Here is a 21,495-nt window from a genome sequence, read left to right on the forward strand (position 1 = left end):
ACCGCTGTGCCCAGCCGTCTCACAGGCGTAACGCGTTTGCCCGCGAACCCCGCGAGCGCTACCATCAACTGATGGATTATCGAGCGCCTATCCAGCGCAAAACGTATAAAAGGGGAACAATATGTGCCTTGCCGTCCCCGGTAAAGTAGTCAAACGCGACGATGGCCTCAAGGCCACCGTCGACATGATGGGCATCGAGCGTCCGGTGTCGCTGCGACTCGTGCCGACGGCGCAGGTTGGCGACTATATTCTCGTGCACGCCGGCTTTGGCATCCAGATCGTCGACGAGCAGGAAGCGCAAGAAACGCTCGAGCTCGTTAATGCCATGACCGAACTGGCCGAAGAAGACCAACTGGCCAGCAACCCGGCCGAGGCATACTAGTGGCGGCCGGACAGCCGGCTCGCTCCGGTATCGACTTTTCGGCATTTCGCGACCCCAAGCTGGCTCGCGAGCTCATCGAACGCATTCGCGGTCTTGTCGGCGACCGTACCATCAACCTTATGGAAGTCTGCGGCACGCACACCGTGAGCATCGGCCGCTATGGCTTTCGCTCCATTATGCCGGCCGGGCTCAAGCTGCTGAGCGGCCCGGGCTGCCCCGTCTGCGTTACCGCCAACCGTGACATCGACCACGCGATCGCGCTCGCCAACATAGACGGCGCCATCATCACCACCTTTGGCGACATGATGCGCGTGCCCGGATCGTCCACCTCGCTCGCAGCGCAAAAGGCGGCAGGGCGCGATATCCGCATCGTCTACTCTCCGCTCGACGCACTCGACATTGCCGAGCAAAACCCCGATCGTCCGGTCATTTTTTTGGGCGTGGGCTTTGAGACTACGACGCCCACCATCGCCGCTGCCATCTTGGAGGCCGAGGCGCGCGGGCTTTTGAACTTTTCGGTCTATTGCGCCCACAAGACCACGCCGCCGGCGTTGCGCGCTATCGCCAACGATCCCGAGACCGCCATCGACGGCTTTATCCTGCCGGGCCACGTCGCCACCATCACGGGCTTGGCGCCCTTTAGCTTTTTGGTCGACGAGTTCGATACCCCGGGCGTAGTCACGGGATTTGAACCGGTCGATATCCTGCAAGGCATCTGCATGCTGGTCCAGATGGTTGCCGAGGACAGGCCCACGATCGACAACGCCTACCGCCGTGGCGTCAACGCAGGCGGCAACCCCGTGGCGCGACAGCTGGTCGAGCAGGTGTTTGAGCCATGCGACACCACGTGGCGCGGGCTGGGGCCAATTGCCAACTCGGGCCTTTCCATCCGCCCCGAGTTCTCGCGCTTTGATGCCCGTACCCGCTTTAACGTGCCCGTTGAGGCGACGGTCGAGCCGCGTGGGTGCCGCTGCGGCGACGTACTTCGCGGGGCCATTACGCCGAGCAGCTGCTCTCTGTTCGGCCGCACCTGCACGCCCGAACACCCCGTCGGCCCGTGCATGGTGAGCTCCGAAGGCAGCTGCGCGGCGTACTACCGCTACCGCGACTATTAGGTTCCGCCGTTCTAACGAGCGGCGGACTGGTCGACGCTGCGTGCCATTCAGGCGAGCGATTTGCCTTTCAATCGTCGGCTGCGGGCAAAAGCCCAGCAGCCTCCTCTTTCAAGGCAACTCACTTCGTCTGAATGGCGCTCGCTGGCTTTTACTTAACATCGATTCTGCCATGTCCGATTTTTATCAATTCCACCCACGATTGGAGTTTTGGATATGTCCCATAGCATCACCGATAGCACCGTCCTTTTGGGCCATGGCTCCGGCGGTCAGATGATGAAACGCATCATCGATGAGGTCTTTTTGGATGCCTTTGGGACGCCCGAGTTGCTCGAAGGCAACGACGCCGGCGTCGCCGCGCTGCCCGCGAGCGGGCGCATCGCCATGTCGACCGACAGCTTTGTAGTCTCGCCGCAGTTCTTCCCCGGTGGCAACATCGGCCGTCTCGCCGTGTGCGGAACCGTCAACGATGTCGCGACCTCGGGCGCCAACGTGCGCTACCTATCGTGCGGTTTTATCCTCGAAGAGGGCTATCCCATGGATAAGCTCCGCCAGATTGTGCAGACCATGGCCGAGACGGCGCGCGAGGCGGGCGTAGCGATCATCACCGGCGACACCAAAGTTGTTGAGCGCGGCGGGGCCGACGGCGTCTACATCAATACCGCCGGCGTGGGCGAAGTGCCTGCGGATGTGGCGCTCAGCGGTGCAAACTGCCAGCCTGGCGATGTCATCCTGGTGTCGGGCACACTCGGCGACCACGGCATCGCCATCATGAGCCAGCGCGAGGGCCTGGCGTTTTCGAGCACGATCGAAAGCGATGCCGCGCCGCTCAACCACCTGATTGCCGACGTTTTGGCCGCAGCGCCCGGCACGCGTTGCTTTCGCGACCCCACGCGCGGCGGCCTGGCATCCACACTCAACGAGTTTGCCCAGGCCAGCGGTGTTGCCATGGAGATCGACGAGGATGCCGTGCCCGTGCGCCCCGACGTGCAGGCCGCATGTGAGATGCTCGGCTACGATGTGCTGCAGGTGGCAAACGAGGGCAAGATGGTCGCCGTGGTGCCGGCCGAGCAAGCCGATGCCGCGCTGAGCGCCATGCGCGCCGCCCGCTACGGCGAGAATGCCGCCATCATCGGCCGCGTGCTGCCGCTTGGATCGGACGCCCGTCCCGCCGTGCGCGTTCGCACCGGCTGGGGCTCGACCCGCATCCTCGACATGCTCGTGGGAGAGCAGCTGCCAAGGATTTGCTAGGGCGGAATCTCATGAGTGGCGCGATGTCACCTGATATCCCTGGAGATGTTCAGATTCCAAGCACGCCCAACGCGGAAGCCCAGTATTATGGGGTGCGTTTTGAAACCCAACGACGGGAGCTTTCATGGCAGCAGCTTTTTCCCATGTGATCTTTGATCTGGACGGCACCATCCTCAACACGCTCGAGGACCTGGCAGCCGCCGGCAACCATACCTGCGAGGCGCACGGCTGGCCCACATTTGCCGTTGACGAGTATCGCTACAAGGTGGGAAACGGCATGCTCAAGCTGGTTGAGCGCTTTATGCCCGCCGAGTACGCGGGCGACGGCCGTATGTTTGAGCAGACGCTTGCCGAGTTTAGGGCTTATTACGACGAGCACAAGGAGGACCACACCGCCCCCTATGCCGGCACGATCGAGATGCTCGACCGCTTGCGTGCCGCGGGTGTGCAGCTTGCCGTGCTCACTAACAAGGACCACGTCTCGGCGGCCCCGCTTATCGAGAAGTATTTTGGTTCCGAGCGCTTTGCGCTGGTACAGGGCCGTGTCGATGCGTTTCCGCCCAAGCCCGAAGCACCCGTCACGCTGCATGTGATGGAAGAGCTGGGCGCCGACCCGGCGACCACGCTCTACGTAGGCGATTCCAATGTCGATATCCTGACCGGCCACAACGCCGGTCTTAAGAGCGCAGGCGTCAGCTGGGGCTTCCGCGGCCGCGCAGAGCTGGAAGCCGCCGGCGCCGACTACGTGGTGGACAGCCAGGCAGAGCTCGCGGCGCTGGTGCTGGGCGAGTAGCGAGCGGGCACCAGAGCGAACAAATTGGCATGAAAAGAGGACGGCATAGACCTTCTGGTCATGCCGTCCTCTTTGAATGACAAGTTGTCGCTCTGGCGCCCACGCAGCGTCGAGCAGTTGCGGCGTTTGGTAAAACGCCGCAACGAACTAGTTCATCATCGCATTCATCATCTCGGTGGTTGCGGAATCGTCGGCAGACCACTCGTTATCCTCGTTGGCGGAATACTTAAAGGTGACCTTGGTGTCCTTGGTCTCAGCGGCCTTGGTCACGTCGACCATCACCTGGCCGGCCATCTTGTACAGCTCGTCCTCGGAAGGCATCGTATCGAGTGCGGCGATCTTCTCCTGATACTGGGTGGCGAAATCTTCGACGATCTTGTTCATGGACTTGCAGGTGATGGTGACCTCGGCGGTCGCGGTGCCCTTGTCCTCATCGACCGTCACATCACCGATCTTGTAATCAAAACCCTCGAGATAGCTCTTGGCATACTCCTTGGGATCGATGCCCAGCTGCTCAAACTCGTCGCCCGAAGCCTCTTCCAGGCCGGAGAGGAAATCATCGCCGCCGTTCTTGATCTCGTCAAACTGACTCGTAAGATCGTTGGTGATGAGCTCCTCCACCGAAGGCCCTCCGCAACCGGAAAGCAAAACCACGCACGCGACCAGGGCAGCCATCAGGGGCGCAAGCAGCAGCTTCTTTTTCATGACATTCCTCCAAACAAGCGGCGCTGCGTTTCCCGCGCAGCGCACGTCGTAACAGTAGGTCCATATTAGCGGCTCCGTTCAACCCCCTACGTCGCAAAAGCGTAGGCGGCTCAATTTGACGAGTGAATGGCCCATAAAGCAAGCCCCCTGCAATAAAATGCGCCTACTCGGCCTACTAAAAAAGGGTGGCCGGATAACCCGACCACCCTTGTGCATCTTCTGGATGCCGCAGACTACTTGCGGACGACCTTAACGATGGCGTCACCGGCGGCGACGGCAGACTCGGCCTCGACGGCGAGCTCGACATCGGCAAACTCGGCGGTGTTGGACACGGCCACGACGACGCAGTCCTTGTAACCGGCGGCAGCGATCTTGGCGCGGTCGATCTTGAGCAAGGGCTGGCCGGCCTTCACGACGTCGTCGGCCTTGACGAAGCCCTCGAAGCCGTCGCCATTCATGTTGACGGTATCGACGCCAACGTGCACCAGAACCTCGATGCCGCTATCGGACTGCAGGCCCACGGCGTGACCCATGGTGACGGTCACCTTGCCGTCGCAGGGAGCGTAGACCAGGTCGTCCTCGGGCCACACGGCGCAACCCTTGCCCAAAACCTCGCCAGCAAAGACGGGATCGGGCACGTCGGCCATCTTGATGACCTTGCCCTTGACGGGCGAACACAGCACGTCGGCGCCGGCAGAAGCAGAAATGGAGGCCGGAGCAGCGGCAGCCACGGGCTCAGCCTTCTTCTTGAACATATCAAACAGACCCATACGTTTTCTCCTCTTGATTAAGCGCAACGTTATGCGCATACCTATGGTGATTATAGTGCCAAATGGCCAAAATGCTAAGGCGAGGGCCCGAATCACAAGCCCTTCCAAGCCCTTCCAAAACCTTTTCCCATGGGGACTCATATTGTCGATTAAGCCTCGATAAGCCCCAGGTGAACAAAAGCGTTCCAGATGCCGTCGTCATCGACGTCGGTGGTCACGTAGTCGGCGGCCGGTCCGGCGTTCGGCGGAACGCCGGAGCTCAATTAATCCAAGCCCTCGGTGCCGTTGGACTTGATGATCTTCTGATAGGCGAAGAAGCTGTCCTTGCGACGGCGCTCATAGGTGCCCGTGCCGTCGTCGTACTTATCGACGTGGATGAAGCCGTAGCGCTTGCGCATCTCGCCGGTGCCGGCGGAAACCAGGTCGATGGGACCCCACCAGGTGTAGGCAATCAGGTCAACGCCATCGGCAATGGCCTCGCCCATGGCCTTGATGTGGCTCTGCAGGTAGGCGATGCGATACGGGTCATGGATGGAGCCGTCCTCCTCGACCTCGTCGTAGGCGCCCATGCCGTTCTCGACCACCATCAGCGGAATCTCGTAGCGGGCGTAAATCTCGTTGAGGGCGATGCGCAGGCCCAGCGGATCGATCTGCCAGCCCCAGTCGGTGGGGACGTTCTTAAACGACTAGTCAAACAAGAATGTCCCCAACGACTAGTCGTTTAAGAACGTCCCCAATGACTAATCTGGCAACGGCAGCGAGCGGGCCGCATTCGGAGCAAGACAACGCCGCAAGTAGAGGACGGACAGCGAGCGACGTCCAGGGCGAACAAGTTGGCATGAAAAAGGCGAGGCATTGACCTTCTGGTCATGCCTCGCCTTTTGAATGACAAATTGTCGCCCTTGGCAGCGCGCAGCGTCGGCGGTTCCGTCGTTCGGCAGAACGGCGGAACCGATAGGGTTGGTAAACCCACGTAACTACCTACTCCTGTGCTCCGTACTGCTCGTAGTAGGCGTCGATGGCGGTCTTAAGTTCGTCATCGATGACGACCTTGCCATCGATCTCGTGGTTGTAGAGGGTCTCGACGACCTCGGCCATGGAGACGATGCTCGCGACGGGGAAACCGTACTTTGCCTCGATCTCCTTCTGAGCGGTGGTCACGCCACCCTTGCCGACCTCCATGCGGTTGAGAGACACGATCAGGCCCTTGATTTCGACGTCGGCAGCAGCCTTAACCTTGGGATAGGTCTCGTCGATGGACTTGCCGCTGGTGGTAACGTCCTCGACCATGACCACGCGGTCGCCGTCCTGGGGCTCATAACCCAGCAGATTGCCCTTATCGGCACCGTGGTCCTTGGCCTCCTTACGGTCGCAGCAGTACTTGACCTCCTTGCCGTACAGCTCGTGGTAGGCAATTGCGGTCACGACGGCCAGCGGAATACCCTTGTAGGCCGGTCCAAACAGCACATCAAAGTCATCGCCAAAGTTATCGTGGATGGCCTGGGCGTAATACTCACCCAGCTTCTTGAGCTGATAGCCTGTCACGTAAGCGCCGGCGTTCATAAAAAACGGGGACTGACGACCACTCTTGAGCGTAAAGCTGCCGAACTTAAGAACGTCGGACTCAACCATAAACTTGATGAACTCTTGCTTGTAAGCCTCCATGCGGGCTCCTCTCGTAATCGCGTACGTGCCCTCCAGTTTAGCGCAGGCGAAGCGTCGATGCGGGTGCGCTTTGGAGCCACATCCCCCCGTTAGAGTAAGGAACTGGACGGCGCCTCATACGCTAGTCCTTGGGTGCCCAGGACCAGAAGAAGTTGATAAGGGCCACACGCGAGGCGGTACCGGTCTTTCTGTTGATCGAGGAAATGTGGCGGTAGAGCGTAGAGCGCGAAAGGAAAAGCGTTGCGGCAATGTCCTGAACGCTCAACTGTACTCATTTAAGTACGTCCCCAATGAGTGGCCGAAAATGGGCCATGTGTCCCAGTTGTGGAGACTCCTTGAGCCGTCTGGGTATCGTGAAAGATCGCGCGCTCACCCATCATCAAAAGTGACACACGCTACCTGTTGATGGGAGGCAGCCATGGGCTTCTTTGACAAGATGTTCGAGAAGAAAGAGTGCGCGATTTGCGGTACCGAACTGGGGCTTTTGGGAAAGACCAAAATCAACGAAGGCTACCTGTGCAAAGAGTGCGCAGGCAAGCTCTCCCCCTTCTTTAGTGGTTGGCGCTCCAGCACCGCGGACGATATCCGCGAGCAACTCGCCTACCGCGAGGCCAACGCCGAGCGCCTGGCCTCGTTCAACCCCACGCGAACGCTCTCTGCCGGGCGCACCAACATCATGCTCGACGAAGACGCGGGTCTGCTGATCATCACTTCGCAGAGCCGCTGGCGCGACGCCAATCCCGACATCATCGAGTTCTCACAGGTACTCGGCTGCGATATGGATATCGACGAGCATCGCACCGAGATCTATCGCGAGACCAAGGACGGCGAGCGCGAGAGCTACAACCCGCCGCGCTACGACCTGGATTACGACTTTAACCTGACCATCCACGTCAACACGCCGTACTTTACCGAGATCAACCTGCGCGTGAACGACTCCACCATCGATCAGCGCGGGTCCATCGAGTACCGCGAGGCCAAGCGCCAGGCAACCGAGGTCCGCGATGCGCTGGTGCAGCTGCGTCAGGAAACGCGCGACAGCGTCGTGGCCGCAAAGGCCCCCAAGACCGCGGTCACCTGCCCCTTCTGCGGTGCAACCACCATTCCCGATGCCAGTGGACGCTGCGAATACTGCGGCGGCGCCATCGGCGCATAGCCTCCGGCACGGAAAGGACCGATCATGGCCTTCGAGAGTGTCAACTATCAGTGCCCCGCGTGTGGCGGCCCCCTTCACTTTGCCAGTGCCGAACAAAAGCTTGTCTGCGACTACTGCGATTCGCGTTTTGAAGTCGAGGAAGTCGAGGCCCTCTATCGCGAGCGCCAGGACAAGGCAGATGCCAAAGCCGATGCCGCAGCCGCGGCCCCCAAACCTGCTGTCGACGATGCCGTGCAGGATCTGGCCCAAAACGCCGGCTACATCTGCTCGTCGTGCGGCGCCGAGCTGGTCTCGGACGGCACCGTCGCCGTTACTACCTGCCCATACTGCGGCAACTCCGCCGTGGCGCCCGGCCAGCTCTCGGGCGACTTCTCACCCGACCTGGTGATTCCGTTTAAGCTCGGGCGCGATGATGTTATGGCAGCACTCAAAGAGCACTACAAGGGCAAAATCCTGCTGCCCAAGAGCTTTGTCACCGGCAACCACATCGACGAGGTCCAAGGCGTTTACGTGCCGTTTTGGCTCTACGGCGCCCGCGTGGATGGCGAAGTGTACTTCGATGCGACCAACGAGACCGTGACCGAGGAATCCGACCGCACCGTCACGACCACCGACCACTACGACGCCTACCGTAAGGGCAAAATCTCGTTTGAGCGCGTGCCCGTCGACGGATCGTCCAAGATGCCCGACGGCCATATGGATGCCATCGAGCCGTTTGACTACGACGCGCTGCGCCCGTTCTCGGTCGCGTATATGCCCGGCTACATCGCCAACCGCTACGATGAGGATTGCGAGACCTGCAAGGCGCGCGCCGAGCGTCGTATGGAAGAAAGTACGATTTCGGCCCTGCGCGAGACCGTCGTCGACGAATATGACGACGCCACGGTCGAAAGCAAGCAGCTCGACTACACCTGGGAAGAAAACGATTATGCCCTGTTCCCCGTGTGGATGCTTTCCACCTCGTGGAACGGCAAGAGCTACCTGTTTGCCATGAACGGCCAAACCGGCCGCATGGTCGGCGAGCTTCCCTGCTCCAAGCCCAAGCTCGCCATCGCCTCGGTGCTGTTCTTTGTGATCGGGTTTGTCCTCTCCCAGATTCTCTTTATGGGCGAGAACGCCTTCGATCCGGACTACCTCACCTTTGATATCGAGGGCATCCTCATCAACATCGTCGCACCGCTGATCATCGTAATCATCGGAGACGTGCTGTTGGTAGGCCAGCTCAAGACGGCCAACGAGGCCACCCACGCCGATTGCTACTGCGGCGAGCTCGACTTGACCGAGAAGCACGACACCTTCAGCCACACCGAGACCACCGTTGTCATGAAGGACAACAAGGACGATTAGCCATTCTGGCCAATACCACCCGGCCTTTGACGAGAAAGGAAGATCACCATGGGACTCTTGAAAGCTGGATTGGGTGCTGCCGGCGGCGTCATGGCCGACCAGTGGAAGGAATATATCTATTGCGAATCGATGCCCGCTGACGTCTTGGCCTGCAAGGGCAGCAAGCGCACCGGCGGCCGCAGCTCCAACACGCGCGGCGAGGACAACGTCATCTCCAACGGCTCCGTCATCGCCGTCAACGACGGCCAGGGCATGCTCGTGGTGCAAAACGGCAAGATCATCGAGGTCGCGCTGGAGCCCGGCGAGTTTGTCTTTGACACCGGCAGCGAGCCGAGCGTCTTTAGCGGCAACCTGGGCGACTCCATCAAGGAGACGTTCGCCAATATCGGCAGCCGTTTTACCTTTGGCGGCGACGCGGGCAAAGACCAGCGCGTCTACTTCATCAACACCAAGGAGATCGTCGGCAACAAGTACGGCACCGCCTCGCCTGTGCCCTTCCGCGTGGTCGATAACAACATTGGCCTGGATGTCGACATCTCCGTTCGCTGCAACGGCGAGTATTCGTACCGCATCACCAACCCGCTGCTGTTCTATACCAACGTGTGCGGCAACGTGACCGATAGCTACACGCGCGATAAGATCGACAGCCAGCTTAAGTCCGAGCTGCTCACCGCTCTGCAACCCGCCTTTGCCAAGATCTCGGAGATGGGCATCCGCTACAGCGCTATCCCCGGCCACACCACCGAGCTCGCCCGCGCGCTCAACGAGGTTCTCTCCGCCGACTGGCGCGATCTGCGCGGCGTCGAGATCGTGAGCTTTGGCGTCAACTCCATCGCCGCCTCGCAAGAAGACGAGCAAATGATCAAGGACCTGCAGAAGGCCGCAGTCATGCGCGATCCCACCATGGCAGCCGCCAACATCGCCAGCGCCCAGAGCGATGCGATGCGCGCGGCAGCCGCCAACCCCAACGGCGCGATGGCCGGCTTTATGGGCATGGGCATGGCGGGCGGCATGGGCGGCATGAACGCCAGCCAGCTGTTCGCCGCCGGCCAGGCACAGCAGCAGGCCGCCCCACAGCCGGCTCCGGCACCCGCCCCCGCACCGGCTCCTGCCGCTGCCCCCGCGGCCGGCGCATGGACCTGCAGCTGCGGTGCCACCAACACCGGCAAGTTCTGCCCCGAATGCGGCAGTCCCGCACCCGCCCCGGCACCGGCCAAGTGGTTCTGCCCCAACTGCGGCAGCGAAAACGGCGGCAAGTTCTGCAGCAACTGCGGAACGCCTAGGCCCTAACCCCTCTATCTGGTAATTGGCGGGGGGTCCGCCACCCCCGCATTTGCTTCTATGGGTTTCGTTCGATAAAGGAGGACACCATGAAGACAACGTTCAAAAAGTCCGTACTCGCATTTCTGACATGCGTCCTGGCGCTCGCCTTTGCCCTGACGGGCTGCAGCGGCGGCGGCAAGGACCCCAAGGCCAACTTCGTCGGCAGCTGGGAACTCTCGGGTGGAACCCTGGAGGGCGAAGAGCTCACCGATGAGTACATGGATATGCTCAAGGAGTGGGGCCTCAACTGTATCCTGATCCTCGACGAAGACGGCACGGGCGTCCTCGACATGTTCCTTGAGGTCGCCGACCTGAAATGGGAGGCCAAGGACGCCACCACTGCAACCATCACCGCCGACGGCGATTCGCAGGACATGAAACTCAAGGACGGCAAGCTCGTCCTCGAGGTGGAAGGCGACAAGCTTATCTTTACGAAGTCCGACAAGGATCTGTCCGGTACGGTAAAAAAGGATCGCGAGGCGGCCGAGAAGGAAGAGGAGATCGATGAGGCCGTCGAAGACGACGACGTCCAGAGCGTCGAAATCTCCCCCGCCGTCACCGTCGCCGATGACGATCTGTGCACCATCACCATCACCGAGAAGTTCAAGGACGAATGGGGCGACATCGGCTTTGTCGTCAACATCACCAACAAGAGCGACAAGGACCTGACCTTCTACGCTCCCTCCGGCAAGACCAACGTCAACGGCACCATGAAGGAACCCTGGTTCTCGGCTAACCTGATGCCCGGCACCAACGCCACCGAGGAATTCACGTTCTCGAGCGGCGAGCTTGACAGCCTTGACGACCTGGTCAACACGACCATCGGCATCGACGCCTACCTGACCGATTCCTACGAGGACGTCGCCTCCTACACCGCAACCATCGCGTAGCGGCACGTAACATCAGCCGCGGATTGGCGGACGCATCCGCGCACTTGCCAGGCGGGGCCGCAGGAGTTGATCCTGCGGCCCCGTCGTTTTTATGCCGACAGCACAGCCGCACAAGCAGGCCGCCCGTCGTTTTCTGATGCAAAACGGCGGACGGCCTATCTTTACGGCGCCGGAACACGGCGAGCGCGTCGATTACGGGCGCTCCATGTTGGGAACGATGCTGCCCTCCGTTACCGCGCGCACGGCCAGGCGCATGATGTTGTCGTAGCCGGTCTTGCTTAGGATCTCCGAGATGCGACGCTTGATGGTACCCTCACTCATAAACAGCTCGGCCGCGATCTCGCGGCGGCTTTTGCCCTCGCAGGCAAGGCGCAAAATCGACAGCTCGACATCGTCGAGTGCCGCCGTGCCCGAAAAAATGCTTTCGGGCGGCTTGGGAAACGTGCAATAGCCCGCCAGCGTGGAGCGCATCACGGCGAACAGCTCGTCGATACCAACGTTCTTGTACACAAAGCTATCGACGCCCGCCTCGCGAGCCTGATCGACAAAGGTGATCTCGGGCATGCCTGTCATGATGATGACGCGGCACTCGGGCAGCTGCTCCTTGATGCGCGCCGCCGCCACGATGCCGTTTGAATCGTGTTCGGTGCACACGTCCATCAGTATCATGTCCGGGTGCTCCTTGAGCGCGACACCCAAGGCCTCGGAGGCATCGGCGATCGCGGCGACGACGGTCATATCGGGCTGGTCGCCAACGGAGCGCGCCAGGCTTTCGCGCAGAATGGCCTGATCTTCGACAATTAACACGCGGATCATGAACTTCTCCTTTGGACCGTGGCGTTGGAGCTCAGCGGGATGGACACCGCAAGCGTAAAGGGCTGGGCGGCGTGGACTTCCAGACCGCCGCCCAAATCTTGCGCGACACGTCTCATACCTGGGATACCCGTTCCCTCGCGATACGATACGGGGGCCGGGGACCCGTCGTTAGAAATCGTCATGCGCGCGACGGCGCTAGCATTCGTCCCCTCCTGCCACAGGCGCACGTGGACCCGATGCGCCTGCGCATGCCTGGTGGCATTGGTCGAGGCCTCGCGGATAATCTGCAAAAATGCGGCGGCGACACGCGCGTCCTCAGGCAGCGCACCCTCAACATCGATCTGCACACTCACCAAGCCAAAGGCGTGGACGATATCGCTCAGCTGCTCTGCAGGCTCGCTGGCACCGCCACTGCGCAAATCGGCGGCGATTGAGCGCAGCAACGGGTCAATCTGCTCGAGCGACTCATCATCCAGACGTCCCTCCTCCAAATAGCGATGAAGAATGGACAGGCGCTGGCCGATCACATCGTGAACGCGGGCACGCATACGTAGGTAGGCCGCATTGTCGGCAACCTTTTTGGCTTCTTCGATCTGGGCCTGGAGCTCTTGGCCAGCACGCTCAAGCAGGTGGTTGGCTTGCGCCAGACGGTCGTAGGCGTGTGCGTATTCCGTCACGTCCAGGCCGACGACGCGCTCGAACGGACGGCTCGAGACCGTAACGGAGTCACGCACGAACAGACGAATCTCGGAAGGAGAGATCTCGACCACGGCGCGATCCCTACCAAAGCGATCAAGGTCGATATGGGCGCGATTGGCGCTGCTTTCGGGCATTTGCATGCTCAGTTTGCGCAGGTCGTTCCATGTGCTGCTCATGTCGCCCAGGTCAGTGGGCATATGGAGCTCTACGAGGTTTTTGCGCATGCAGCGGTTCATGAGCAGCGGACGGCCCCTCGGGTCTAGATACAGGATGCCCACGGGAATCACGTTGATGGTCTCGATCGTCGAGAACATGGTGATATCCTCTTGGCGGTTACGGACGTCCATCAAGAGCGCCGCGATGGAACGGAACAGGAAGAACGCTCCCTCTGCGATAAGGACAACGGTCCACGCCGAGCCCATGGCAAAAACCACCGGTGGTGTAACGGCGACAACAAGCAGCAGCTCGACCAGCATGACGGGACGACGATAGTGCACCATAAGTACCACGCCATAGGCAAAGATTGCGGCATTGAGCCACAACGCTCCGCCCATTGCCCTGGCGCAAACGTCAAGCGGCGCCACCAGATACGAGCCAGACGACGTGAACAAGATGAGCGCCGAAATCATCAGGTGAAGCACAAGACTCGCCTCGTAGGCGCAAATCACCTTACGGTTATAGGACGAGCGGCGCGATGCGATGAGCGGGACGTGGATCGTCTGCAGACACGCAGCCAGGGCAAAGACAACATCGAGCGCAACGATTTGGGGAAGTATGAGCGAAATCTGCATCGTCACTCACCCGCCCTCGGCATCAAGACGATCATGCGCAGCTGACCGGACTCGCCCTCAAGGCGGTATGCCACGTTGCGCCCTTGCAAAGCGCTTTCGAGCTCTTGCGCAGCGGGCGTCTGCGAAAGATCTTCATCATCGTTGGAAAAAAGTGTGGCGCGCAGCTCGACGCTGCATCGGTCATGGTCGCCCAAGTGATACATAAGTGCCGGATGATCGGTGGTGTAGGCAAAAAACGCAAAGTCATACACGCAGTCGTACAGCGCGCTTACCGTACTGGCGTGCATCGGGCGCCGTATGGCAATAATCGAGGCGCAATCGACATCGATCGTGCGCAGGTCGCTTGCGAGCTCGTTGGCAATGAGCTGAATGCGGTCGCGGTCAAAACCGCTCTCCCCGTGCTGTGCCAACGTGAGCGACCCCTTCCGTTTGCAATAGGCAACGAGCATCTTGGCGCGCTGCAGCATGCGGTAACGCTCGCGCGAAGATTCCTCGTCAGTCAACGGCGGCAGCGAGCTCAACAAGTCGTACATCTCTTCGAGCGCGCGGGCAAGCGCCTGGTCCACGTCTTGGACTAGCAAGGTCTCGGCCTCTTGATCTGCCAAATGTGTCTTAAGGTCGTAGTCGGCGGCAAGCAGCTCGTTTTGGCGTTGCAGCTCCATGCGACGATGTGCCAGTTCGCGATTGAGCTCGTTGAGCTCCGATACATCTTGGGCCAGCAGGGCCGATCCCCCCAGCAGCGGAAAAGCACGATACATCACATCGGGATCGGACGCCACGGTAAAGGCATGGGCGCGGCCGTGCTCCTGGGTCCGCAACTCCTCGCGCACGCCTACCGGCATTGGCTTTGACACCGGCGTGGCATAGACCTCCTGCAGGTCGCGCGTTAGAACTTTGAGGTCAAGCGGCAAGGTGTCGAAGATGCCGGCGATATCGTGGTACGACGGAATGACACCGCAATCGAGACAGATTTCCATCGCCACCACGCACAGGATGCAATAGACGAGCGAAAAGTTGAGCCTCCATGCCCAGGGCACGCGCAGAGCATATGAGATGCCAAAGAATGCGCCGCCCAGCAGCACGAGCGCCGCCGTGCCCGAGAAACGTTGGATGCGAAAGGACGAGGACCGACCAACCAGGACAAAAAAGGCCACGAAGTTAAAGGCCGTCCACACGAGGAAGGCGAAATAACCCCGGCCGTACGTGTAATCGTTGCTCCAGGTGTCGCTTGTACGGTCAAAGCGGAAGACCTGCTGGTGAAAATCGTTGGTGAGCACAAATCCGATAAGCAGGATGGCCACAATCCACAGCGCAGCACGGTAGCGGCGACCCAGGCGGCGTTGCTCCAGGCCCGCAAGGCGCAGGCCGCAGAGCTGGTAGAGCAGCGGAATGAGCGTCATGGGCACGTAGTACAGGTACCACAGCAAGGTGGCATAGAACGGCGTGTACGACTTGTACTTGAGAATGACCTCGATCATCCACAGGGCACAGATGGTGGCGATGGCAACAAGGCGGCGGCGCAACACATAGTCCAAACAACGCAGATAGACCAACACGCCCCAAATTGAAAATACAATTGCGGCGACAAGCAGCGGGAGAGGGCTCGAATGGGTGAGCGCATCCACGACCTCTTCGGACACCTCGCTATAGGCGGGCACGGCGTTAGAAAGTTTGGGGTCGAAGGCGAACAGCACCGGCAAGATCGCCAAAAGCATGAGGAACAGCGCGGTGATGGCGCCGGCGATAGCAAAGACGCGGTGACGGTACACCTGATGCGTTATGCCAACAAGGAATCGCGGCATGGCGAAGAGCCTGCCGCCCCTGGGATCCGCAACCGGAGCGGTCCGGGCGGCCGCGTGGCCGATATGTCGCTCGCGGGTACTCATAGTCCCTTTAGTGTACCGACAGGCGGGCCCAAAAAGCGGGCCGCATGTCCCAAAATCCGCAGACGGCAAGACGCCCGGCGAGCAATAACTACTCGCCGGGCGCCTTGGTTAGAAGGCTATGAAGTTGAGTGTCTCAGCTTCCTTAGGACAGGTCCTCACCATTAGAAGCAATAACCTTCTTGTACCAGTCGAAGCTCTTCTTTTTGGAACGCTTGAGGGTACCGTTGCCGGCGTCGTCGCGGTCCACATAGATAAAGCCGTAGCGCTTGGACATCTCACCCGTGCCGGCAGACACCAGGTCGATCGGGCCCCAGGTGGTGTAGCCCAGCAGGTCAACGCCGTCCTCGGTCACCGCATCGCGCATCGCGGCGATATGCTGGCGCAGGTAGTCGATACGGTAGTCGTCGTTGATGGAGCCATCCTCCTCGACAACATCCTTGGCGCCCAGACCGTTCTCGACCACAAACAGCGGCTTCTGATAACGGTCGTACAGGTCGTTGAGGGTGATGCGGAAGCCCAGTGGATCGATGGCCCAGCCCCACTGGCTCTCCTGCAGGTAGGGGTTCTTGGCGCCGGCGAAGGCGTTACCCTGGGTGCGCTCGACATCGGGGTTATCGGCACCGGCAGAGCAGCGGGTGCTGTAATAGCTAAAGCTGATGAAGTCGACGGTGTTAGCGGCCAGGATCTCGCGGTCCTCGTCCGTCATGCCCACATCGATGCCTAGACGCTCGAGCTTCTTGACGGCATATGCCGGGTAGTAGCCGCGGCTCTGGACGTCGACGAAGAAGTAGTTGTCCTGGTTATCGAGCTGCGCCTGGCGCACGTCGCCCGGACGGCAGCTGTAGGGGTAGTAGCTACCCGCGGCGAGCATGCAGCCGATCTTGATCTCGGGGTCGATCTCGTGGGCGATCTTGGTTGCCCAAGCGCTGGCGACGAGCTCGTTGTGGGCGGCCAGGTACTCGACGGCCTCCTTGTTCTCGCCCTCCTCAAAGACCAGACCGGCACCCATAAACGGCAGGTGCAAGATCATATTGATCTCGTTGAAGGTGAGCCAGTACCTCACCAGCCCCTTGTAGCGGGTAAAGATCGTGGTCGCGAGGTTCTTGTAGAAGTCGATGAGCTTACGGTTGCGCCAGCCGCCGTACTCCTTGATGAGGTGAATCGGGCAGTCGAAGTGCGTGATGGTCACGAGCGGCTCGATGCCGTGCGCCTGACACTCGCGGAATACGTCCTCGTAGAAGGCCAGGCCAGCCTCGTTGGGCTCGGTCTCGTCGCCGTTGGGGAAGATGCGGGTCCAAGCCAGGCTCATACGGAAGGTCTTAAAGCCCATCTCGGCAAAGAGAGCGATGTCCTCTTTGTAGTGGTGATAGAAATCGATGCCGGTCTGCGCGGGATAGTAATAGCCGTCCTCGAAGTCGAGCATTTTACGCTGGCCGGAGACCACCGCATAGCGCTCGGGGCCGTGCGGAGCCACGTCCACGTTGGCCAGGCCGCGGCCGTCCACGTCGTAGGCACCCTCGCACTGGTTGGCAGCCGTTGCGCCGCCCCACAGGAAGTCATTACGGAAAGCCATGTATCAATCCTTTCGCACGCTGTTGTCATAGGCTCAGTATCCCTGCAAACGGGGTACCGCTCAACGGCAACGGCACAGGCCGATACTTCTTTTCGCGTGCAGGCGCCCGGCAGCCACCCCACCTGACACTTTTTGATACCCGCCTGCCCAATCCACCACAAAGGGGACAGGCGCCTTTGTGGCGGTTTGGGGCGATTTGTCTCGATCTGTAACAGGTAGGCCGCCAAAACCGGGCCTGGTGTTACAGATTGAGATTGTTCGGCCAGTCCCCTGCAGTTTGTCTAAATCTGTAACAGGGAGAGACGATTTAGCCCGCTAGATGTTACAGATCGAGACAGAAGATTCTAGTCACAGGCGATGTCGAGGTTTTTGCCGATGAGACCTACGTAGCCGCCTTCGCTCAGCAACTCATTTGACTGAATAGGAAAAAAAGGAAAAAATAGGAAAAAAAGGAAAGGAGACTTATGACTGAAACCATCTTCTCCCCCTCATTTGGAAATCGCCCGTCCTATCTGGTGGGACGCGGGAGCGTGATTTCGACATTCATCTCCGGCCTTGAGCAGGAGCCGGGCAATCGAGACCGAGCCATGCTCATGCTCGGCCAGCGAGGCAGCGGCAAAACGGTTCTGTTGTGGGAACTTGCCGATCACGCCCGCAAGCTCGGCTTTGTTGTCGCCACGCCCACCGTAGCCTCCGAGGATATGCTCGAGCGCATTGTTGAGAAAATCCAGGAAGCGGGCGAGCCTTACGCCAACAAGCATCGTCTCCCCAAACTTACAGGTGGCAGTTTGAGCGTCTTCGGTTTCTCAGCCGGCCTCGAGTTTACGCGCGACGTACAGGAAACTAAGAGTTTCCAGTTCAAATTCACGCAGTTGGCACGCAAGTTAACCGAGCAGGGACACGGCATCCTCATCCTCATCGACGAGCTCCAGGCAAATTCACCCGAGATCAGACAGCTCGTCACCGCCTATCAAGAGCTGGTCGGCGAGGGACTCAACGTCGCGCTCGTCATGGCAGGCCTCCCGGGAGCAGTCTCCGCGACACTCAACGACCGCGTACTGACATTTCTCAACCGCGCACGCAAAGTCACGCTCGAACCGCTTTCAGTCGGAGATGTCGATGCCTATTATCAGCGGGCTTTCGAAGAGCTCGACCTTGATATTCCAGGCGATCTTCGCCTCCGTGCCGCTCGTGCAACCCAAGGATCGCCCTATATGCTGCAGCTCATCGGCTACAACATCGCCAATCGCTGCCAGGCAGGAGAATACGTAACGCCAGAGCAAGTCGACGGAGCTATCGAAGCGTCAAAGGCCGATTTCGAAAACGATGTTTGTGAAACGACGCTCGCCGCGCTGTCGGACCAAGACGTCGCGTTTCTCGACGCAATGACTGATGACAAAGACGGTGTGTCGCGCATCTCCAATGTGGCCGAGCGCATGTCAGTCACACCCGACTATGCGCAAAAGTATCGCCGACGCCTCATCGACGCCGGCGTTATCGAACAGGCACGCCGCGGTTACGTGCGTTTCGCTGTTCCATATATGGCTGACTATCTGCGCAGCCAGCTCTAGACAGCCACCACAATGGGGACAGGCACCTTTGTGGTGGCTGGGGGGCGGTATGTCTCGATCTGTAACAGGTAGAGACGATTTAGCCCGCTAGATGTTACAGATCGAGACAGAAGATTCTAGTCGCAGGCGATGTCGAGGTTTTTGCCGATGAGACCTACGTAGCCGCCTTCGGCTGCCTTGGGGCTGTCAGCATGGCAGAGAACCCACTTGTCGGCCTTCCAGTAGCAGTAGCTGTCGCCGGCAGCAGGCATATCGGCCGCAGCCTCGGGACGCGGACCGTTGGTGCCGGCGGGCAGCGCCACCATCACCTGGAAGCCACCGTCGTCGACCATGCACGGCGTGTAGTGGAGCGTGGTGTTGAAAACCTCGACAACCTTGCCCGCCGGCACGCGAAACGCCTTGACGCACGCGGTGTCGAGCTTGCCGCCCTCGATCTCCCAGCGATGCGCCACGAGCAGGATAAAGTCACGCGCCCCCAGGTTGAACTCGCTCGCGCGGTGGTACTCCAGGCAGTTGAGACGCGTGTTGTGCCCGTTGCACCAGCCGAGCTGGAAGGGGCGGCCGCCAAACATGAGAAAGCCAAGCTTGTCGGCATCTTTGACACCCTCGAGATCCGGCGCGCTCGCTACGTACTTACTGCCCTCGGGGATGGGCGTAGCGGAGAGTGCCTCGACGAGTGGAGCGGTCAGGCCGGACGGGACGTCGTCCCACACGCGGCCATAGGACTTGAACTCGGGATCGTTGACAGAGTAGATATGCATGTTCACTCCTGTTCGTAAATGTGACTATACGAACATTCTAGAACAAACATGAGCGATTTTGAACGCTCGTCCAGACCACTCAACAAAAAGGCGCCCCCGCATAAGCGAAGGCGCCCAATGTGCGCGTTTTGGGCGATAAGCCCTTACGCCTGCTGATAGTGCAGGTGCTTCTCGTCGATATCGGCCAGGTCGCGGTCGAGGTAGCGGCGCGCGAGCCAGTTTGCCATGGGAAGGTTCTGGTCCAGGTAGTTGCCGCACTCCTCGGGAGCGGCTCCGGGGACATCGCCCTCAAAGTCGGCGACAAACTCAAACAACTCACGCACGAGCGGCAGGATCTCCTCGCTCGTCACCTCACCAAAAACGACCAGGTAAAAGCCCGTGCGGCAGCCCATGGGGCCAAAGTAGACAATGCGGCTCGACCACTCGGCATGGTTGCGAAGGAATGTCGCGCCTAGGTGCTCGATGGTGTGGCACTCTGCCGTGTTCATGACCGGCTCCTTGTTGGGCGTGGTCAGGCGCAGGTCAAAGGTGGTAACGACAGCGGCGGTCGCCGGATCGCGGTCGATGCGGCTCACATACACGCCGGGCTCAAGCAGCAAATGGTCAACGGAAAAGCTCGCGATACGCTCCATGGCAGATCCTCTCGATAGTCAATTTGGGACGGGGCTCTTTTAGCTGGTTTGAATGGTCGCACCAATCATACCAGTCAAAAAAGCCCCGTCCCAAATGAGCTGCCCGGGACGGGGATCAATGAGTTTTTAATCCCCGTCCCAGAAAAATCATGCTAGGCAGTGTACGAAATGGTCGCGTCGACGGCTTTGCCGCCCTGCGGCCCGGCGTTGCCTTTGCCTAGATCTCACGCACGCTCTGACGCTCGACAAAATAGGTCGATACGGCTGTCTTGCAGGTATAGCTCTTGGGATTGCGGATGTTGCCCACCAGGCGGCGCACCGCGATCTCGCCCACCTCGTGCTTGGGAACGTGCACCGTGGTGAGCGGCGGGTTGGAGAAGGCGCCCAAAGACAGATCGTCAAAGCCGATGATCGAGACATCCTCGGGCACGCGTATGCCGTGCTCGTTGAGCGCGCGCATGGCACCCACGGCGAGCACGTCGTTTTCGGCAAAGAAAGCCGTCGGCAGGTCGTCGCGCGAGACGCTGTCGAGCCATGCGCCCATGTCGCGATAGGCGCCCTCGAGCGTGGTGCCCAGCGTAACGCGCCATGTCGGGTTGGCCTCAAGGTCTGCGTCCTCAAGCGCTTGGCGATAGCCGCGCTCGCGATCCTTAAAGTTGCGGATGCGAAGGTCGCCCGCCAGATAGCCGATCTGCCTGTGACCTTTCTCGATGAGGTGATCCACGGCGCGCAGCACCGAGTCGGTGTTGGCAATGACCACGGCATCGAAGTACTGACGATCGCTCCAGCCATCGAGCACGATCAGGTGGGCGGCAGCGTTGGCAAACAGGGCGTAGTCTTCCTCGCCCAGCTCGGTGCCCATCAGCACGATAGCGGCGGACGGATCGGCGATCAGGCCCTCGACCTGCGGACGCACGGCGTCCAAGTCGCTAAAGTCGAGCGAGACAAAGCTCGTGCTCATGCCGTGACGACGCGCCTGGCGCTCCACGCCCTCGATAACCGCGGGATGGAAGGTGCTCTCGTCCAGAATGGCGCCCGTCTTGCGCGCAAGCACAAACTGAATGCTCTCGAGCTGCGTCGACTGCTGATAGCCAAGCGATTGCGCGCACTCCAGGATGACCTTGGCGGTCTCTTCACTCACGCTGCGCTTGCGGTTGAGCGCGTTGGACACGGTCGCAGGCGAAAAACCGGTGATGCGGCTGATCTCGCGAACACTTGCTTTGGCCATTGTTCCCCCTAGCAACGGCCGTGGCGGAGCATCGCAACTTGATGACTCGACAACTAAACGACCGCAAATTCAATCTAAACAGAATAGTAAATGTTTATGAGCTAGTTTAGCCTGTTGTCAAGCGAAGTGGCACGACTATTCCCC

The 21,495-nt window shown here is 60.2% G+C and carries 20 protein-coding genes and 1 pseudogene; 9 read left to right on the forward strand and 12 right to left on the reverse strand.

The features are described from left to right. Positions 1 to 121: 121 nt before the first annotated feature. The 4 genes from ACTQ48_RS02360 to ACTQ48_RS02375 all read left to right on the forward strand — a co-directional run bounded on the left by ACTQ48_RS02360 (position 122) and on the right by ACTQ48_RS02375 (position 3,538). Entirely contained in the window at positions 122 to 382 is a 261-nt protein-coding gene (locus ACTQ48_RS02360; RefSeq protein WP_154518167.1) for a HypC/HybG/HupF family hydrogenase formation chaperone, read from the forward strand. Next, the gene (hypD, locus tag ACTQ48_RS02365) at positions 382 to 1,497 is read left to right on the forward strand and encodes a hydrogenase formation protein HypD (RefSeq protein WP_441570037.1); all 1,116 of its coding nucleotides are present in this window, start codon (positions 382 to 384) and stop codon (positions 1,495 to 1,497) included. The genes ACTQ48_RS02360 and hypD overlap by 1 nt, the downstream gene beginning before the upstream one ends. A 213-nt stretch (positions 1,498 to 1,710) precedes the next feature. Then, positions 1,711 to 2,745: a hydrogenase expression/formation protein HypE gene (gene hypE / locus ACTQ48_RS02370; protein WP_441570038.1), complete on the forward strand. Its 1,035-nt coding sequence runs from the start codon at positions 1,711 to 1,713 to the stop codon at positions 2,743 to 2,745. A 124-nt stretch (positions 2,746 to 2,869) separates the two neighbouring features. Beyond that, complete coding sequence (locus ACTQ48_RS02375) at positions 2,870 to 3,538, forward strand: HAD family hydrolase (protein ID WP_441570039.1); 669 nt, start codon at positions 2,870 to 2,872, stop codon at positions 3,536 to 3,538. A 147-nt stretch (positions 3,539 to 3,685) separates the two neighbouring features. Here the strand turns inward: ACTQ48_RS02375 and ACTQ48_RS02380 are convergent, their stop codons facing one another. The 5 genes and pseudogenes from ACTQ48_RS02380 to ACTQ48_RS02400 all read right to left on the reverse strand — a co-directional run bounded on the left by ACTQ48_RS02380 (position 3,686) and on the right by ACTQ48_RS02400 (position 6,943). Further along, entirely contained in the window at positions 3,686 to 4,243 is a 558-nt protein-coding gene (locus tag ACTQ48_RS02380) for a hypothetical protein (protein ID WP_427727307.1), read from the reverse strand. A gap of 233 nt (positions 4,244 to 4,476) precedes the next feature. Then, complete coding sequence (locus tag ACTQ48_RS02385) at positions 4,477 to 5,013, reverse strand: PTS sugar transporter subunit IIA (RefSeq protein ID WP_427719835.1); 537 nt, start codon at positions 5,011 to 5,013, stop codon at positions 4,477 to 4,479. Positions 5,014 to 5,276: 263 nt separating this feature from the next. Continuing rightward, positions 5,277 to 5,681 (reverse strand): annotated as a pseudogene (locus tag ACTQ48_RS02390) (family 1 glycosylhydrolase); the annotation flags it as partial. 313 nt (positions 5,682 to 5,994) lie between these two features. Continuing rightward, positions 5,995 to 6,678 (reverse strand): orotate phosphoribosyltransferase, encoded by a 684-nt coding sequence (pyrE, locus tag ACTQ48_RS02395; protein WP_154518188.1) that lies wholly within the window; start codon positions 6,676 to 6,678, stop codon positions 5,995 to 5,997. A gap of 121 nt (positions 6,679 to 6,799) precedes the next feature. Beyond that, positions 6,800 to 6,943 (reverse strand): LuxR C-terminal-related transcriptional regulator, encoded by a 144-nt coding sequence (locus ACTQ48_RS02400; RefSeq protein ID WP_154518191.1) that lies wholly within the window; start codon positions 6,941 to 6,943, stop codon positions 6,800 to 6,802. A 153-nt stretch (positions 6,944 to 7,096) separates the two neighbouring features. Here ACTQ48_RS02400 and ACTQ48_RS02405 point away from each other — a divergent pair, with 153 nt between their 5' ends. From ACTQ48_RS02405 to ACTQ48_RS02420, 4 genes are all read left to right on the forward strand, one after another. Next, on the forward strand, positions 7,097 to 7,834 hold the full coding sequence (locus tag ACTQ48_RS02405) for a DUF4428 domain-containing protein (RefSeq protein WP_441032084.1): 738 nt from the start codon (positions 7,097 to 7,099) through the stop codon (positions 7,832 to 7,834). A gap of 24 nt (positions 7,835 to 7,858) precedes the next feature. Next, a complete protein-coding gene (locus tag ACTQ48_RS02410; RefSeq protein WP_441048954.1) occupies positions 7,859 to 9,181 on the forward strand; it encodes a hypothetical protein in 1,323 nt (440 codons plus the stop codon). Positions 9,182 to 9,229: 48 nt separating this feature from the next. Continuing rightward, positions 9,230 to 10,471 (forward strand): SPFH domain-containing protein, encoded by a 1,242-nt coding sequence (locus ACTQ48_RS02415; protein ID WP_441570040.1) that lies wholly within the window; start codon positions 9,230 to 9,232, stop codon positions 10,469 to 10,471. 80 nt (positions 10,472 to 10,551) lie between these two features. Continuing rightward, the gene (locus tag ACTQ48_RS02420) at positions 10,552 to 11,394 is read left to right on the forward strand and encodes a hypothetical protein (protein WP_441015338.1); all 843 of its coding nucleotides are present in this window, start codon (positions 10,552 to 10,554) and stop codon (positions 11,392 to 11,394) included. A 192-nt stretch (positions 11,395 to 11,586) separates the two neighbouring features. Here the strand turns inward: ACTQ48_RS02420 and ACTQ48_RS02425 are convergent, their stop codons facing one another. From ACTQ48_RS02425 to ACTQ48_RS02440, 4 genes are all read right to left on the reverse strand, one after another. Continuing rightward, on the reverse strand, positions 11,587 to 12,210 hold the full coding sequence (locus ACTQ48_RS02425; protein WP_427795575.1) for a response regulator transcription factor: 624 nt from the start codon (positions 12,208 to 12,210) through the stop codon (positions 11,587 to 11,589). Next, positions 12,207 to 13,706 carry a sensor histidine kinase gene (locus ACTQ48_RS02430; RefSeq protein ID WP_441570041.1) on the reverse strand — a complete coding sequence of 500 codons (1,500 nt, stop codon included), beginning with the start codon at positions 13,704 to 13,706 and terminating at the stop codon, positions 12,207 to 12,209. The genes ACTQ48_RS02425 and ACTQ48_RS02430 overlap by 4 nt, the downstream gene beginning before the upstream one ends. Then, the gene (locus ACTQ48_RS02435; RefSeq protein WP_441570042.1) at positions 13,703 to 15,586 is read right to left on the reverse strand and encodes a histidine kinase N-terminal 7TM domain-containing protein; all 1,884 of its coding nucleotides are present in this window, start codon (positions 15,584 to 15,586) and stop codon (positions 13,703 to 13,705) included. The genes ACTQ48_RS02430 and ACTQ48_RS02435 overlap by 4 nt, the downstream gene beginning before the upstream one ends. A 142-nt stretch (positions 15,587 to 15,728) precedes the next feature. Next, positions 15,729 to 17,159, reverse strand: a complete 1,431-nt coding sequence (locus ACTQ48_RS02440; RefSeq protein WP_441570043.1) for a 6-phospho-beta-glucosidase — start codon at positions 17,157 to 17,159, stop codon at positions 15,729 to 15,731. Between the two features lie 464 nt (positions 17,160 to 17,623). On the opposite strand from ACTQ48_RS02440, the gene ACTQ48_RS02445 reads away from it, so the two are divergent. After that, positions 17,624 to 18,730, forward strand: coding sequence for an ATP-binding protein (locus ACTQ48_RS02445; protein ID WP_441570044.1), 1,107 nt, complete (start codon positions 17,624 to 17,626; stop codon positions 18,728 to 18,730). A 116-nt stretch (positions 18,731 to 18,846) separates the two neighbouring features. Here the strand turns inward: ACTQ48_RS02445 and ACTQ48_RS02450 are convergent, their stop codons facing one another. The 3 genes from ACTQ48_RS02450 to ACTQ48_RS02460 form a co-directional block, all read right to left on the reverse strand. After that, positions 18,847 to 19,491: a DUF4867 family protein gene (locus ACTQ48_RS02450; RefSeq protein ID WP_441570045.1), complete on the reverse strand. Its 645-nt coding sequence runs from the start codon at positions 19,489 to 19,491 to the stop codon at positions 18,847 to 18,849. Between the two features lie 143 nt (positions 19,492 to 19,634). Then, complete coding sequence (locus ACTQ48_RS02455) at positions 19,635 to 20,123, reverse strand: S-ribosylhomocysteine lyase (protein WP_441015328.1); 489 nt, start codon at positions 20,121 to 20,123, stop codon at positions 19,635 to 19,637. Between the two features lie 217 nt (positions 20,124 to 20,340). Continuing rightward, entirely contained in the window at positions 20,341 to 21,351 is a 1,011-nt protein-coding gene (locus tag ACTQ48_RS02460; RefSeq protein WP_427793677.1) for a LacI family DNA-binding transcriptional regulator, read from the reverse strand. Between the last annotated feature and the right edge of the window lie 144 nt (positions 21,352 to 21,495).

The sequence above is a fragment of the Collinsella sp. Sow4_E3 genome, assembly GCF_052116285.1.
Lineage (GTDB): Bacteria > Actinomycetota > Coriobacteriia > Coriobacteriales > Coriobacteriaceae > Collinsella.

Bases quoted from the DNA above. Each gene is read 5' to 3' on its own strand.
- ACTQ48_RS02385 (WP_427719835.1), bottom strand. From the start codon at position 5,013: ATGGGTCTGTTTGATATGTTCAAGAAGAAGGCTGAGCCCGTGGCTGCC.
- ACTQ48_RS02415 (WP_441570040.1), top strand. From the start codon at position 9,230: ATGGGACTCTTGAAAGCTGGATTGGGTGCTGCCGGCGGCGTCATGGCC.
- hypE (WP_441570038.1), top strand. From the start codon at position 1,711: ATGTCCCATAGCATCACCGATAGCACCGTCCTTTTGGGCCATGGCTCC.
- ACTQ48_RS02440 (WP_441570043.1), bottom strand. From the start codon at position 17,159: ATGGCTTTCCGTAATGACTTCCTGTGGGGCGGCGCAACGGCTGCCAAC.
- ACTQ48_RS02425 (WP_427795575.1), bottom strand. From the start codon at position 12,210: ATGATCCGCGTGTTAATTGTCGAAGATCAGGCCATTCTGCGCGAAAGC.
- ACTQ48_RS02455 (WP_441015328.1), bottom strand. From the start codon at position 20,123: ATGGAGCGTATCGCGAGCTTTTCCGTTGACCATTTGCTGCTTGAGCCC.
- ACTQ48_RS02380 (WP_427727307.1), bottom strand. From the start codon at position 4,243: ATGAAAAAGAAGCTGCTGCTTGCGCCCCTGATGGCTGCCCTGGTCGCG.
- ACTQ48_RS02375 (WP_441570039.1), top strand. From the start codon at position 2,870: ATGGCAGCAGCTTTTTCCCATGTGATCTTTGATCTGGACGGCACCATC.
- ACTQ48_RS02420 (WP_441015338.1), top strand. From the start codon at position 10,552: ATGAAGACAACGTTCAAAAAGTCCGTACTCGCATTTCTGACATGCGTC.
- ACTQ48_RS02450 (WP_441570045.1), bottom strand. From the start codon at position 19,491: ATGCATATCTACTCTGTCAACGATCCCGAGTTCAAGTCCTATGGCCGC.
- ACTQ48_RS02410 (WP_441048954.1), top strand. From the start codon at position 7,859: ATGGCCTTCGAGAGTGTCAACTATCAGTGCCCCGCGTGTGGCGGCCCC.
- pyrE (WP_154518188.1), bottom strand. From the start codon at position 6,678: ATGGAGGCTTACAAGCAAGAGTTCATCAAGTTTATGGTTGAGTCCGAC.
- ACTQ48_RS02445 (WP_441570044.1), top strand. From the start codon at position 17,624: ATGACTGAAACCATCTTCTCCCCCTCATTTGGAAATCGCCCGTCCTAT.
- ACTQ48_RS02360 (WP_154518167.1), top strand. From the start codon at position 122: ATGTGCCTTGCCGTCCCCGGTAAAGTAGTCAAACGCGACGATGGCCTC.
- ACTQ48_RS02435 (WP_441570042.1), bottom strand. From the start codon at position 15,586: ATGAGTACCCGCGAGCGACATATCGGCCACGCGGCCGCCCGGACCGCT.
- ACTQ48_RS02460 (WP_427793677.1), bottom strand. From the start codon at position 21,351: ATGGCCAAAGCAAGTGTTCGCGAGATCAGCCGCATCACCGGTTTTTCG.
- ACTQ48_RS02405 (WP_441032084.1), top strand. From the start codon at position 7,097: ATGGGCTTCTTTGACAAGATGTTCGAGAAGAAAGAGTGCGCGATTTGC.